The organism is Bradyrhizobium sp. 142, assembly GCF_023074015.1.
Classification (GTDB): domain Bacteria; phylum Pseudomonadota; class Alphaproteobacteria; order Rhizobiales; family Xanthobacteraceae; genus Bradyrhizobium.
This window is the reverse complement of the sequence record NZ_JADPKQ010000051.1, coordinates 92,498-106,834: the sequence shown is the minus strand read 5'-3', so window position 1 is coordinate 106,834 and position 14,337 is coordinate 92,498. Positions and strand designations below refer to the sequence as shown.

Here is a 14,337-nt window from a genome sequence, read left to right as displayed (position 1 = left end):
TCACCTCGATGCTGGAGGGATCGATTTCATGGTTGATGACACTTTGTCCCATCAGCCATCGATGCAGCCAGTGGCCGTCGAGACCCGCCTCGTAGCACGACAAAACACGTACCGGCACGGCCATCTGCGGCCGCCTTCTTGCGCATGTCGGCAAGCCGGGCCGTCAAGGCGGCCAGGTCGCCGCCACCGATCGTATAGCGGCTCAGCTTCTGCGATCCCGGCAGCAACACGCCGAGTTCCATTTCGCTTGGCTCAGTTCAAAAACCAGATAAACCGTGGCATGCTCCGCTGCGGCGGGTGTCTCAGTGCGATCGAGCTTGATCATCTTGGTCCTCCGAGGCTGGATGTTGCAATCTAATCCTACCTCTCCTGACCACCCGCCACCCATAGGATCTGAGGCGCGAGCCATGCGACGCAAAGCGTCGCGTGGGGAGCCTCGAAGGATGACGGCCGGGATGCAGCTGGGCTGTCGCCCTTCGAGGCCTCCGCTACGCCTCGGCACCTCTCAGGGTGATGGTCGTAGGTTCGTGCGCGGTATCAACATTACATCTCGAACATCAGACACACCCTCGCCTTCTCGCGACGCATTCCGGCCGAGTTCTGGATTCTCAGATGCGCAATTGTGCATCATAGTTCGCGCATCGCACGCCCTGGAATGGCGATGAAAGATGACGGGCGCGTGAGCCGACGGCTATCCCGCGCGGCGCGCGCGGGCCCGCGTCTCCCAGCGGTTCAGCATCTGGCCGAGCTCGCCTGTGGCCGGGGGCACGACCTCGTTGGTGTTGGCAGGCGCGGCGGCGGGGAGCCAATCCGGCTGCGTATACTCACGCCAGCGGCGGGCTTCAGCACGCCGCTTGCGAGACACGAAATCGCGCGTGAAATAACCCGCGGCGAACGCGATGGCGAGCACCAAGACCAGTACGACAGCGGCTAGCACAACGAACTCCGTCATTTGCCCCAGGAGCGAGTTCTGCCAACATCGCGTGCGAGGTCAAGGCTTGACAGGGGACAAAACGGGCTCCGGTTGACCTGCAAGGTGGAACGAATTGTCGCGTCGCGACTTCTGTGGCCGGTGTGCATCGAGTTCCGGGTTTGTGGCTCGGAGGCGCGCAAAGGATGCAAACCGGTGCTCGCAACCGGACGCAGACCGGACTAACCTTCACAGCTGCTCGCCGGATCAACCGGCCAGCGAACATGACCGGGAGGACGCGATGACACGCCAAAAGCAGCGTGACCAGGACGCTGCGCTTTCACGACGAACGCTGGTCCAGGGGCTGGCCCTCTGCGCCGGCGCCACCATGGCGGGCGCGGGCCAGGCGCTGGCCCAGACCGGACCGGCCGCGCCGCCGACGACAATCACCACCCCGCCGCGCGATTTCGGCCCGGGCGGCGCGCCGACCACCTATTTCTGGGATCCCGACATCATCGCCGTCGATCCGTCCTTCAACGACCTCGCCCAGCCCAATACCGCGATCAAGCGCCTCTATACCGGTGTGCTGTGGGCCGAAGGTCCGGCATGGAGCGCGCAGGGACGGTATCTGTTGTGGAGCGACATACCCAACAACCGGCAGATGCGATGGAGCGAGGACGACGGACGCGTCAGCGTGTTTCGCGCGCCATCCAACAACTCCAACGGCAACTCGTTCGACTTCCAGGGCCGCCAGCTCTCCTGCGAGCACCTGACCCGGCGGGTGACACGTTACGAGCATGACGGCACCGCCACGGTGCTTGCGGACTCCTATCAGGGCAAACGGCTGAACTCCCCGAACGACGTCGTCGCGCATCCCGACGGCAGTTACTGGTTCACCGATCCGCCCTATGGCGGCCAGCTCTACGAGGGCGAGCCCGACACCGCGGGCGGCCCAAGCAATTCCGGTGGCAAGCTCAATCCGCGGATCGGACAGCCGGCTGGTTTCGTGCCCGGCAAGCGCGAGCTGCCGACCAACTGCTACCGCATCGATCCCTCCGGCCGTGTCGATCTCGTCGTCACCGAGGAGCAGGTGCCCGATCCCAACGGCCTGTGCTTCTCGCCCGATTTCAAGAAGCTCTACGTCGCCTCGACCGGCAAGGGACCAGGCGACACCGGGCCCGGCGGCAAGGGCGAGATCTTCGTGTTCGACGTCGGGAGCGATAACAAGCTCAGCAATCCAAAACGGTTTAGCGATTGCACGATCGACGGTGTGAAGTGCGGGCCGGACGGCGTGCGCTGCGACGTCAACGGCAATATCTGGGCCTCCAGCAATGCCGGCCGCGCCGTCGGCTATAACGGCGTGACGGTGTGGTCGCCTGACGGCAAGCTGCTCGGCCGCATCCGCCTGCCCGAAGTCTGCGGCAACATCTGCTTTGGCGGTCCCAAGCGCAACCGCCTGTTCATGGCCGCGAGCCAGTCACTCTACGCGGTCTACACGGCGACACAGGGCGCAGGGCCCGGCTGAAGCCGACCACGCGATCCATAAGCGAAGGGGCGCCGGCCTGAACTGCCGGCGCCCGATCGTTTTGTGCACGCGACATTTGCTTACATGCCGGGGATTTCATCGCCTAAGGGCGCGGGCCGGCGACAGCGATGGTCAAGGCGACTGCGCGGATTCGCCGGCAAATGCGGCATCCGCTTCGGCGCGCAGCCGGTCGGGCGTGTCGAGGTAACGCGGCGAGTAGTGAAACGTCGTCATCCGCTTCACGCCGGCGGTGCGGGCGAGATGGCCGGCCTGCGCGGCCGTCAGGTGCCGGCGTTGCTGTGCAATATCCGCATCGTCGCCGGCAAAGGCCGCCTCGATGAAGAGATGATCGGCACCTCGCGCGAGCGCGATAATGTTCTCCGCGTTGGCGGGGGTGAAGGCGACGTCGGTCACGTATGCTACGCGCTGTCCGGGCGCGACTTTGAGCGCGTGCCGCGTGAGTTCACCGAGTTTGATAATGCGGCCGGCATCCACGGCAATCGACGCATCCTCCCCCGCACCACTGCGGACCGCGCGCTTGGCCGCGTTGAGCCAGGGGCCGACGTCGAGACCAAGCTGCGCCAATCCGACGGTCCAGACGTTGACCCGCACCGTCTCCTGCAACGCAAAACCGAGGCAGGGAATGCCGTGATCAAGCGTCACCGCCTCGATAGAGAGATCGCCGTCCCGGAACACCAGCCCCGGCGGCAAGACCGCTTTCTCGTACCGCGCCGCGCGAAACTGCTGCCTTGCTGGAAAGATGGTCCAGTCACCGAGCCGGCCGTCGTGAAACTCGGCCGCTTCGATCGCGAAGTCCTGCGAATTTGCGCCGAGCAGATTCCAGCTATAACTCGCAAGCTTTCCGGCGACGCCGTCGACGAGACCGGGCGGGCCGATCACGCGCACGCGGCCGGGTTGCTGATGCCGGACCCGCAGCAACTGGTCGAAGCCCGCGAAGTGATCCATGTGCCGATGGCTGACGAAGACGTCGCTGATGCGCTGCAGTTCGCGGCTCGACAGCGCCGAGAGATCGCCGATGTCGAACAGCATGGCGCGCCGTCCGAACCTGAAGTCGACCAACAGGCCAGGATCGGCAAGCGGCTCGTTGACCAGGCGGCATTGAACCAGTTGAGCCATATCTCTTAGGACCTTCCCGTCTCTTAGAACCTTCTCGTCTCTTAGGACCTTCTCGGGCGGCGACGCGTTAACAGCAACTGAGCCGGCGGAGCCTATCGGCGCCCGCGGCTCAGATGCATGCCCGCCGCCGAAATCTGCATGCCTGGCCCTGCTCTCTCTATTTGCGCAGCGCTAGACCTTGGTCCGTCCCTCGCAATCCTGAACGCGGTTTCACTTGCCGAGAATATCATCGCCGTTATAGTCGCGGCCAATAGCTCATAAGAGGCTTGTTCAAGGGAGAAGAACAACATGAAAATCATACTCTCTGGTGCATTGCGAATATTCCTCGGTGCGGTAACGATCGGTGCACCGATGACTGCATCGGGCGCGGCACTTGCGGCAGATCCGATCAGGATCGGCGTGATCGCGGAAGCGCAGGCGATTGCCGGCGCATCGATTCCTCAGGCCGCCCAACTCGCCGCCGACGAGATCAATGCGAGCGGCGGCGGCGACGGCCGCAAGATCGAGATCATCTCCTACGACAATCACTCCTCATCGGCGGACTCGGTGCGAGCATTCCAGCGCGCGGTGAACGAGGACAAGGTCAACGCGGTCATCGCAAGCTATATCAGCGAAGTCGTGCTGGCGCTGGAGCCCTGGGCCTCGCGACTGAAGACGCCGTTCGTCACGCCGGGTGCAGCCTCCAACGAGATCAGCAAGAGCGTTCACGCCGATTACGAGAAGAATAAATACACCTTTCACGGCTATCTGACCTCGGCGGCGCTGGCGCTGTCGGTTTGCGACGCGGCGAAGGATCTGCTTGTCGACAAGATGCATATGAAGTCGGCCGTCATCATGAGCGAGGACGCCGCCTGGACCAAACCGCTCGATATTGGCTACGAAGAATGCCTGCCCAAGATCGGGCTGAAGGTGCTCGACCACATCCGCTTCTCACCCGACACGACAGACTTCACGCCGATCTTCAACAAGATCGAGGGCAGCAAGCCTGATGTCATCATCACCGGCATCTCGCATGTCGGCGTGCAGCCGACGGTGCAGTGGAAGAACCAGCAGGTGCCGATCCCGATGTTCGGCATCTCCTCGCAAGCGACCAACGAGACCTTCGGCAAGGACACCAACCAGGCCGCCGAGGGCGTGCTCTACCAGGGCGTCTCCGGTCCCGGCGTCGCGGTCACGCCAAAGTCGGTGCCGTTCGCGGAGAACTTCAAGAAGACGTTCGGCAACTACCCGTCCTATGCGGGCTACACCGCCTATGACGGGGTCTACTACATCGCCGATGCCGTAAAGCGGGCGGGCTCGACCGGCGCCAACAAGCTGGTCGATGCGCTGGAGAAGACCGACTGGGAAGGCACCATCGGCCGCGTCCAGTTCTACGGCAAGGACGATCAGTTCACCCACTCGATCAAATACGGCAAAGGCCTGATCACTGGGCTGATGCTGCAATGGCAGGACGGCAAGCAGATCGCGGTCTGGCCGAAGGACGTCGCCAGGACCGACATCAAGTTCCCGAGCTTTGTCAAGCTCAGCACGAACTAGTCGGAACCGCTCCCGGGCTCACCTCCCGGGAGCTTCCACGTCCGGCCCACGCGGCACCTTCTCTCAATCCGGCAGCGAAACTGCCCTCTGGCCAATCGCAGATGCAAGCATTTCAAATCCTGATCGATGGCTTTGCCATCAGCGCCCTCTACGCTCTCGGTGCCACCGGGTTCACGTTGATCTTCGGCGTCTCCGGCGTGCTCAACCTCTCCCACGGTGCGATCATGGTGGCGGCGGCGGTGGCGGCCTGGGCCGCCGCCAGCATCCTGAATGTCGGCACCTATGCCGGCGCGCTGATCGGGGTCGCGGTCGCCCTCGTCATCGCCTTTGCCACCTACTTCGCGGTGGTGAAGCCCATTCAGGACTCCCGGCGCATTCCGAACGAGGAAAAGGAGATCTTCGTCCTCACCGGCACGCTCTTGTGGGGCATCATGATCCAGGAGCTGATCGCCTATTTCTTCACGAATAACGCCAAGACAGTGCTGCCGATCGTCGAGGGCGTCGTCGAGATCCTCGGCGTCCGCACGCCGAAGAACGAGATTTTTACTGCGATCGTGTGTTGCCTCGTCATCGCGCTGCTGTGGCTGCTGGTGAACCGCACCCGCACCGGCAAGGCGGTGCTGGCGGCCTCGATGAACCCGCGCGGCGTCACTCTGCTCGGGCTCGAGCTCACCAACATCTATATCGTGGTGTGGGCGATCTACGGCATCCTGGCCGGCATTGCCGGCGTGCTGCTCGGGATGTTTCTGGGCGTCAGTTCGTACAGCGTGGGGCCGCTGACGGCGAGCGCGTTCTCGATCGTCGTGCTCGGCGGGCTCGGCAGCGTCTCCGGCTCGCTGATCGCGGCCTTCGTGGTCGGCTATCTCGAGACCCTCACCGCCTATCTGGTCTCGCCGGCCTACCGCACCATTCCGGCGCTCTTGCTGCTCGTGGTCGTCATGTACATCCGGCCCCAGGGCCTTCTGGGGAGGCGCTGAGATGTCCACCTTCTTCACGTCACGCCTGTTCTTCATCTCGCTCGCGCTCGTCGCGATCGCCACGACCTTGCCGCTCTACGTCTCCGGCTACGTGCTCGGGCTTCTGACGGTCGCCTTCTATTTCGGCGTGTTCGCGATGGCCTGGGACCTGCTGTTCGGCTTTGCGGGCGAGGTCAATTTCGGCCCGACCTTCCTGATCGGGGTCGGCGCCTACACCGCCGGCATCCTGAATGCCCAGTTCGCCTGGTCGGTCTATCTCTGCATCGTGCTTGGCGCGCTCGCTTCAGTCATCGCCGGCCTCGTGCTGGCGCTGCCGGCGCTGCGAGTGCGCGGGCCCTATTTTGGCCTAACCACGCTGGTCGCGGTGCTGATGCTGCAGAATTTCATCGTGGTGTTCGCCGACCTCACCGGCGGCGAGATCGGGCTGACTATCCCCGACGTCATCTCGATCGACGCCGGGGTCAATTACTGGATTGCGCTCGGCTTCATGACGATCTCGGCGGCCATTCTCTACGGCCTGTCGCAATCGCCGATCGGGCTCGTGCTCCAGGCGAGCGGCCAGGACCCGGTGCAGGCTGGCGCGCTCGGCTTCAACATCGTCAAGCACAAGCTCGCCGCCTTCATCGTCAGCGCGTTCTTTTCGGGATTATCCGGCGCACTTTTGGTGTTCTACTTCGGCACTGCCTCGGTCGGCACCGTCGTCGACGTCGCGGTCGGCGTGAACGTGATCGTCTCGGCCGTGCTCGGCGGCCGGCGCACCGTGCTTGGCGCGGCGCTCGGCGCAATCTTCCTGATCGTCGCCGGCGAATTCTTGCGGCCCACCGGCGAGCTCGCGACCTTCATCGTCTCGGCGGTCGCGCTCCTTGTCGTGCTGTTCTTCCCCGGCGGCTTCCTCGGAGCGGCCCTCTCGCGCGAGGCTCGTTCGTGATGGATATGAGGATTGCAAACAGGGCGGTGCTCGAAGTCCGCGGTCTCACAAAGCGCTTCGGCGGATTGACGGCGGTCAAGAACCTGGGCTTCGAGGTCAATGGCGGCGAGATCTTCGGCCTGATCGGGCCGAACGGCTCGGGCAAGTCGACCGCGATGAAGAGCGTGATGGGGATCGAGCGCCCGAGCGCCGGCGAAGTGATCTTCGAGGGCGAGAATGTGGCCGGCCTGCCCGCGCACAAGATCGCGCGAAAAGGATTCGGCATGGTGTTCCAGCATTCGCGGCCACTGAACCGGCAGACCGTGCTGGAGAACATCATGGTGGCGCTGCTGCCGGACAGCCTGTTCATGCTATTCCCCGACAAGGCGCTGGTCGAGCGCGCCAAGTGGATCGCCGACCGCGTCGGGTTAGGTGCCGTCATGCACCGCCGCCCGCCCACGCTGCCGTTCGCGGATCTGCGCCGGCTCGAGCTCGCGAAAGCCATCGCCCGCGATCCCAAGGTGGTGCTGGTCGACGAGCCCTTCGCCGGCCTCACGCGCGCCGAGGTCGACGTCTTCTCCGACCTGATCCGCAGCTTTCGCGACGAAGGCCGTGCGGTGATGCTGGTCGATCACAACGTCAAGAGCGTCGCGGCGCTCGTCGATCGTGTGCTCGCGATGTATCTCGGCGAGGAGATCGTCACCGGCAAGGCCGACGAGGTCATGAAGAACGAGACCGTGCGGAAGGTCTATCTCGGCGGGGCTCTCGAAATTCATGCCCGGCCCGAGACCAGCTTCAGGGACAAGGTGCCGCTGCTGCAGGTCGAGAACGTCAGCGTCCATTACGGCAAGGCGCAGGCGCTGGAGGATGTCTCGATCCACGTGCACGAAGGCGAGTTCGTCTCCATCGTCGGCCTGAACGGCGCGGGCAAGACCACGCTGTTCAACACCATCTCCGGGTTCTTGCCTTACAGCGGCGAGATCATTCGCAGCGGCGAAACGCTGCGCGGCACGAGTGCGGCGAAGATCGCCCGTAGTGGTCTCGTGCAATGCCCGGAATCGCGCGAGCTGTTCGGCGAGATGAGTGTGCGTGAAAATCTCGATCTCGGCGGCCAGCACCTTTCCGACGGCAATCGCGCGGCGCAGCTGGCCTGGCTGTTCGAGCTGTTCCCGATCCTGAAGGAGCGGCAAGGACAACTGGCGCAGACACTCTCCGGCGGCGAGCAGCAGATGCTGGCGATCGGCCGCGCGCTGATGATGCAGCCGCAGATCCTGATCCTGGACGAGCCGACGCTGGGCCTCGCGCCCGTCATCCTCGAACAATTGTCCAAGGCGCTAACGAAGCTGCGGCAGACTACGTCGATCACGGTGCTGCTCGGCGAGCAGAACGTGACCTTTGCGCTGCCGCATGCCGACCGCGTCTATGTGCTTGAGCACGCGCGGATCGTCTGGGAGGGCGATCCCGGCCGCTTCGCGAGCGAAGCCGGCGCCGGATATCTCTGAAGTCGCATTCACAACAACAATAAATCAACAGAAAGGGAAAACGACCATGCGACCACGAACGATTCTGAGCAGCGGCTTGCTCGCCTCAGCGCTGGCACTCTGCCTCGCAGCGCCCGCCTACGCGCAGTCGAACGATCCGATCAAGATCGGCGTCATCGCCGAGGTGCAGTCGATCGCCGGTGCCGCGACGCCGGGCGGCGCGCAGATCGCCGCCGATGAGATCAACGCCAAGGGCGGCATCCTCGGCCGCAAGATCGAGATCGTTACCTACGACAACAAGAGCTCGTCGGCCGACTCGGTGCGCGCGTTCCAGCGCGCGGTAAGTGAGGACAAGGTCTCCGCCGTGATCGCGAGCTATATCAGCGAGGTCGTGCTCGCGCTCGAGCCCTGGGCGGCGCGGCTGAAGATGCCGCTGATCACGCCGGGTGCCGCCTCGAACGAGATCACCAAGGCGATCCACAACGATTACGAGAAGCACAAGTACACCTTCCACGGCTATCTGACCTCGGCGGCGCAGGCGCAGCTCGTCTGCGATGCGGCCAAGGATCTGCTGGTCGACAAGCTGAAGTTCAAGACGGTCGCGATCATGAGCGAGGACGCGGCCTGGACCAAGCCGCTCGACGTCGGCTACGAGGCCTGCCTGCCCAAGGCCGGCCTCAAGGTCGTCGAGCACGTGCGCTTCTCACCTGATACCACCGACTTCACCCCCATCTTCAACAACATCGAGGGCAAGAAGCCGGACGTGATCGTGACCGGCATCTCGCATGTCGGTGTGCAGCCGACGGTGCAGTGGAATAACCAGCAGGTGCCGGTCCCGATGTTCGGCATCAGCGCGCAGGCGCTGAGCCCGAGCTTCTGGAAAGACACCAACGGCGCTGCCGACGGCGTGCCATCGCTGGCGGTGGCGACGCCCGACGTTGCTGTGACACCCAAGACAAAGCCGTTCGCGGCAGCCTTCAAAGCCAAGTTCGGTACCCCGCCGGCCTATACCGGTTATACCGCCTATGACGAAGTCTACATCATCACCGACGCGATCAAGCGCGCGGGCTCGACCGATCCCGACAAGATGGTCGCAGAGATGGAGAAGACCGACTTCGAGGGCACGATCGGCCGGATCCAGTTCTACGGCAAGAACGACGAGTTCACCCACGGCATCAAGTCCGGTCCCGGTGCGGTCACCGGCCTGGTCTTCCAGTGGCAGGACTCCAAGCAGATCGTGGTCTGGCCCGAAAAGATCGCGGAAGGAAAGCTCAAGTTTCCCAGCTTCGTGAAGCTGTCGCAGTAATCAGCCCCGCGTCAACATCGGCCCATCGCTCCGCGCGGAGCGATGGGCCTTTTGCTTGTCTTTCGCAGATGCGTCGTGTGGCGCGGCCGCGGCTATCGACCTTGGGCGATGTTGACTTTCTACCGCCCGCTCTGAATACTTCGCAAAAATAAAAGCCAGTCACAAAAGGCGGTTCAGAGGGAGGATAGGATGCCGACTTCACGCAGGACCCTGCTGAAGAGCTCGGCGGCTGCTGCCGCCGCACTCAGCCTCGATTGGACACGAGCACAAGCGCAAGCCGAGACATTGCGGATCGGGCTGATCTACGATCTGACCGGTCCGTTCGCCGCCGGCGGCTCGGTCGCCTCCTCGGTCGGCGCGCAGATCGCCATCGATCTCGTCAACGAGAAGGGCGGTATCGGCGGCAAGACCAGGATCGTGCCGGTTGCGGCCGACTCCCAGAGCAAGCCCGATGTCGCGATCAACGAGGCCGAACGCCTGATCAACCAGGAGAAGATCGACATCCTCAATGGCGTCTATGCGAGCTCGCACGCCGTGCCGCTCGCCGCCAGGGTGGAGCAGCAGAAGAAGATCCTCTGGATCACGACCGCGGTGTCGACTGCCGTGTTCAAGGACAAGAACCTGCAATACGTGTTTCGCGCACAGATCCATTCCGACCAGTACGGCCAGGCCTTTGCAAGCTTCATCAACGAGCATGCGAAAGCCAAGCTCGGCATGGAGCCGAAGGACGTCAAGGTCGCGCTGATCCACGAGGACGGCCCCTATGGCGTCGGCGTTGCCGCCGCCGACGAGGCCTATGCCAAGCAGGCCGGCATCCAGGTGGTGATGCGCGAAGGCTATTCAGCCTCCGCGCCCGATCTCTCGGTGCTCGTAACCAAGCTCAAGCGCGCCAAGGTCGATGTGATCTCCCATGCCGGCTACAACCCGGACATCACCCTGTTCCTGCGCCAGGCACGCGAGAGCGGCCTGCGCTTCAAGATGCTGTTCGGCGCCGGCGCCGGCTACAGCCAGCTCGACAAGCTGCGCGCGACCTTCGGCCCCGACATCGACAATTTCTGCAACATCGATCCGGTGCCCGCGCAGCTGCTCGATCCATCAAAGCTCGCACCTGGCATCGGCGATCTGATCAAGACCATGGTTTCGCGCTACCAGGCCAAGATGAACGCCACTGACGTGCCGCCGCACTGCTCGATGGGCTTCAACCAAACCTGGGTGCTGCTCAACAACGTGCTGCCAGTCGCGAAAGAGAAATACGGTAGCTTCGAGCCCGAGGCGATCCGCAAAGCCGCGCTCGACGTCGATATTCCCGCCGGCGGCACCATTCAGGGCTACGGCGTCAAGTTCTTCCCGCCGGGCACGCCGCTCTCCGGCCAGAACGAGCGCTCGACGCCAGTCGTGATGCAGAATGCCGGTGAGCACATCTCGGTGGTATGGCCGACCAACATCCGCACGCGGGATCCGGTGTTTCCGCTGCCGAAGGGATCGACCTACGGGATGTAGCACTGAATGTGCTGAAACAGATCGTAGCGCATCGGCGCCGTCTTCCCCTCTCCCCTTGTGGGAGAGGGTGGCTCGCCGCGATAGCGGCGAGACGGGTGAGAGGTCTCTCTCCACACGTGAATTTCTCACCCTCGAATTCGCGGAGACAACCCCTCATCCGGCGCTTCGCGCCACCTTCTCCCACAATGGGAGAAGGATTGGCAGCGCGCCTGCGGCCAATTTTAGCGACTTTGCCACGCCTACAACACCACCCGCCGCCCCTCCTCCGCGGCCCAATAGCCCGCGTAGTTCACCTTGATCGTCTCGTACGCCAGCGCGAGGTCCGACAGCGGCTGCCGGCCGGTCACGGTGCATTCCATGAAGTCCTGGATTTCCTGCAGATAGCCCCGCGTCCATTCCTCCTCGAGACAGACATATTGCCAGCCCGTTTTGCGATCGACCTTTTCGGTGATGTAGACGCTGGCGAGCTTCTCCTCGCTGGTCTGGTAGCTCATCAGGTGCGTGTTCGGCGTGATGTTGGCGAACAGCGAACCGCCGGAGGTGTAGGTCTCGATCAGATTGCGCACTCCGCCCATGATCATGTCGCCGGAGAACACGGTGGCCTTGGTGCCGTCGGAGAACGTCGCGGTCAGCGTGCCCCAATCCTCGACGTCGATCGGATTGGCCTTGATGTAGGTGCGCTCCTCGGGCTTCAGGCACGCGGTGACGTTGCCGACATCGGCGGTGACGCTGGCGACGCGGATGGTCTCGCCGCGCGCCTTGGCCTCGACCTGCTTCAGATAGAGCACGGCCGAGAGCGGATGACAGCCCATGCGGATCAGCGAGCCGCCACCGGTCATGGCCCACTGCGCGGCGTGCGCCGCATGCGAGCCGGAATGGCTCTCCTCTCCCTTCATGAACAGGATCTTGTCTTTCGTGGCCTTGATGATCTCAGCGGTCTTGGTCACCGCGGGCGCGTAGATCCAGTCCTCGGCATACATGAAGAGTTTTCCGGTACGTTCGATCGCCGCGCGCGTTGCGTCCATCTCCTCCAGCACGCGCTCATACATCAGCGCCTTCGGCACGTGCTTGCCGATCGGCTGAGCATCGCCTTCGCGGCCGAAATAGCCGGCAAAGGGCTTTTCGCAGATGACGTGCTTGCCGGCCTGCATGCTGGCTACGATCATCTCGGCGTGGAGATTGGGCGGCGTGCAGATGTCGATGACGTCAAGCTCGCGGTCGGCGATCGCTTCCGCAAAGCTTCGGTAGACGCGCGGGATCTGGTGGCGGCTGGCGAATGCGACGACATGGTCGCCGCGCGCGGCGACCGCCCCGACCTCGACATCCACGCCGTAGACGCGCCGGAACGCATACATGTGCAACTCCGAGACGAAGCCGCAGCCTATGAGCCCAACCCTGATCCTTGCCATAGCGCCCCTCACCTTGCTTGGCGGCACTATAGCGTGATCGCGGGCCTATTCCACCGAGACGCGGACCACGCCGGCGCTCATCATGCCGAGCGCGCGAGCGGCGGGGACGGAGAGATCGACGATACGGCCGCGAATGAAGGGGCCGCGATCATTGACGCGGCATTGGATCGAGCGGCTGCCATAGGACACCCTCAGCAGGCTGCCGAAGGGGCGCGTTCGGTGCGCGCAGGTCAACTCGCCTTTGCCGGCTTTGCCGTAGCCGTAGTATGAGGCGAGTCCGCTCTCGGCGTGTGCAACGGAAGCAGCAGAAAACGAAAAAGTGGCAAGGCAAGAGAATAGCGTCGTCTGCGCTCGCACGGCATCGCTCCGGGTTGGCCCTGCCCGAGGCGCAAACGTTCGTTGGTTCCCCTGGGTTCCCAAACCACTGCCGGGCATTGCCCGGCAGTGCCATCACACATTGTTACTGTTTGTGAAAGACCAGCGTGCGGACCTCGATGCTTTCACGTGGCGCCGCATCGGCCGGCGTGGTCGGGTCGACGAAAGCTGTGTGCGGCCCGAAGCGGGTGCGGCCGTCGGTTGCGGAATCATAGCACTTGAGGAGGAGCGCCTCGTCCGGCGTCATCTCGGGGAAATAGAACCAGCGATGTTTCGGATTGTATTTCACCGAGTATGTCTCGCCGCGACGATTGGGATAGATCAGGTCGGAGGCGATAAGATCATCCGGCGCGACCGTGCTGCCGTCGGCCATGGCAAGCGGAGAATCGCGCAAGGGCCCGCGGATCGGCCGCCACAGATTAATCACCTGAACGCGGCCCTTGAGCAGCTCTTCGGCTTCGTCAGGCAGATGCTCGCGGACGCGGTTCGCGCCGGAGGTCGCGGTCTGGTCGACATGGACGCGTGCCGCAGGCTGGCGAGGGCCGCCGCCGCGAATATCAGGGGCGCCCTCGACACGCCGGCGCACGGTGTGATCGAAGATGAAAACCCGGTCGGCTTTCAGCGTCGCCCGCAGAAAGGCTTCCACAGCGGGATAGTAGACTGCCCTCACCTCGGCATCGTTGTAGAAGTCCTTGACCTGGTTCGGATGGCGCACCAGCGCGAAGCCCTCGCGATCAAGCGAGAAATTGTTGGCGATCAGCCGTGCATCGAAGATCGGAACCTGGTGCGGCTCCGGCAACGATGTGCTCTTCGGCTCGCCCGGCGGCGGATCGAAGGCGTAGGTGCGCGGCTTGCCTGACGTTGGTGCGAGGTAGTTGAGTTCAGCGGTGACGAAGGGAAGCGATTCGATTTTAGTTTCTTGCAGGCCCATGGCCAGTCTCCCAATGTGGTCGCTGGTTGATTTTTGACGAGGTGCGTGGGGCTGCAAGGGCGACGATGCAAATAGCAATAGGGGTGTTGCCAGTGTCAAGAACTGCAGTACGAACGTTTCGAGGATGGCCCAGCCTACGCTACTCTCCTTCTCCCCTTGTGGGAGAAGGTGGCGCGAAGCGCCGGAGGGTCTCTATCCACGAACTCGATTGTGAGCGATGAGCACGCAGAGAGAGACCCCTCACCCGTCTCGCCGCTACGCGGCGAGCCACCCTCTCCCACAAGGGGAGGGGAAAGCGCACGCTACAACTCCGTCTTCGATCGCGTCGGCGCCGTTCTGCAAA

The 14,337-nt window shown here is 63.5% G+C and carries 13 protein-coding genes; 7 read left to right on the top strand and 6 right to left on the bottom strand.

The window, feature by feature from the left end:
• Positions 1 to 202: 202 nt before the first annotated feature.
• A complete protein-coding gene (locus IVA82_RS48480) occupies positions 203 to 325 on the bottom strand; it encodes a hypothetical protein (RefSeq protein ID WP_256469619.1) in 123 nt (40 codons plus the stop codon).
• 366 nt (positions 326 to 691) lie between these two features.
• Entirely contained in the window at positions 692 to 937 is a 246-nt protein-coding gene (locus IVA82_RS05610) for a hypothetical protein (RefSeq protein WP_247385247.1), read from the bottom strand.
• A gap of 274 nt (positions 938 to 1,211) precedes the next feature.
• Between IVA82_RS05610 and IVA82_RS05605 the strand changes: the two genes are divergently transcribed.
• Complete coding sequence (locus IVA82_RS05605) at positions 1,212 to 2,435, top strand: SMP-30/gluconolactonase/LRE family protein (protein WP_247385246.1); 1,224 nt, start codon at positions 1,212 to 1,214, stop codon at positions 2,433 to 2,435.
• Between the two features lie 132 nt (positions 2,436 to 2,567).
• On the opposite strand, the gene IVA82_RS05600 is transcribed toward IVA82_RS05605, so the two are convergent.
• Entirely contained in the window at positions 2,568 to 3,572 is a 1,005-nt protein-coding gene (locus IVA82_RS05600; protein WP_247385245.1) for an MBL fold metallo-hydrolase, read from the bottom strand.
• Positions 3,573 to 3,860: 288 nt separating this feature from the next.
• Between IVA82_RS05600 and IVA82_RS05595 the strand changes: the two genes are divergently transcribed.
• From IVA82_RS05595 to IVA82_RS05570, 6 genes are all read left to right on the top strand, one after another.
• Positions 3,861 to 5,108, top strand: coding sequence for an ABC transporter substrate-binding protein (locus IVA82_RS05595; protein WP_247385244.1), 1,248 nt, complete (start codon positions 3,861 to 3,863; stop codon positions 5,106 to 5,108).
• Between the two features lie 101 nt (positions 5,109 to 5,209).
• Positions 5,210 to 6,085: a branched-chain amino acid ABC transporter permease gene (locus tag IVA82_RS05590; RefSeq protein WP_247385243.1), complete on the top strand. Its 876-nt coding sequence runs from the start codon at positions 5,210 to 5,212 to the stop codon at positions 6,083 to 6,085.
• Between the two features lies 1 nt (position 6,086).
• A complete protein-coding gene (locus IVA82_RS05585; RefSeq protein WP_247385242.1) occupies positions 6,087 to 7,013 on the top strand; it encodes a branched-chain amino acid ABC transporter permease in 927 nt (308 codons plus the stop codon).
• The gene (locus IVA82_RS05580) at positions 7,013 to 8,494 is read left to right on the top strand and encodes an ATP-binding cassette domain-containing protein (RefSeq protein ID WP_247385241.1); all 1,482 of its coding nucleotides are present in this window, start codon (positions 7,013 to 7,015) and stop codon (positions 8,492 to 8,494) included. The genes IVA82_RS05585 and IVA82_RS05580 overlap by 1 nt, the downstream gene beginning before the upstream one ends.
• A 46-nt stretch (positions 8,495 to 8,540) precedes the next feature.
• Positions 8,541 to 9,779: an ABC transporter substrate-binding protein gene (locus IVA82_RS05575; protein ID WP_247385240.1), complete on the top strand. Its 1,239-nt coding sequence runs from the start codon at positions 8,541 to 8,543 to the stop codon at positions 9,777 to 9,779.
• A 189-nt stretch (positions 9,780 to 9,968) separates the two neighbouring features.
• Positions 9,969 to 11,279, top strand: coding sequence for an ABC transporter substrate-binding protein (locus IVA82_RS05570; protein WP_247385239.1), 1,311 nt, complete (start codon positions 9,969 to 9,971; stop codon positions 11,277 to 11,279).
• Between the two features lie 239 nt (positions 11,280 to 11,518).
• Here the strand turns inward: IVA82_RS05570 and IVA82_RS05565 are convergent, their stop codons facing one another.
• The 3 genes from IVA82_RS05565 to IVA82_RS05555 form a co-directional block, all read right to left on the bottom strand.
• Positions 11,519 to 12,688 (bottom strand): Gfo/Idh/MocA family oxidoreductase, encoded by a 1,170-nt coding sequence (locus IVA82_RS05565; RefSeq protein WP_247385238.1) that lies wholly within the window; start codon positions 12,686 to 12,688, stop codon positions 11,519 to 11,521.
• 45 nt (positions 12,689 to 12,733) lie between these two features.
• Positions 12,734 to 13,045, bottom strand: a complete 312-nt coding sequence (locus IVA82_RS05560; protein WP_247385237.1) for a septal ring lytic transglycosylase RlpA family protein — start codon at positions 13,043 to 13,045, stop codon at positions 12,734 to 12,736.
• 103 nt (positions 13,046 to 13,148) lie between these two features.
• Complete coding sequence (locus IVA82_RS05555; protein ID WP_247385236.1) at positions 13,149 to 13,994, bottom strand: CmcJ/NvfI family oxidoreductase; 846 nt, start codon at positions 13,992 to 13,994, stop codon at positions 13,149 to 13,151.
• Positions 13,995 to 14,337 lie beyond the last annotated feature (343 nt).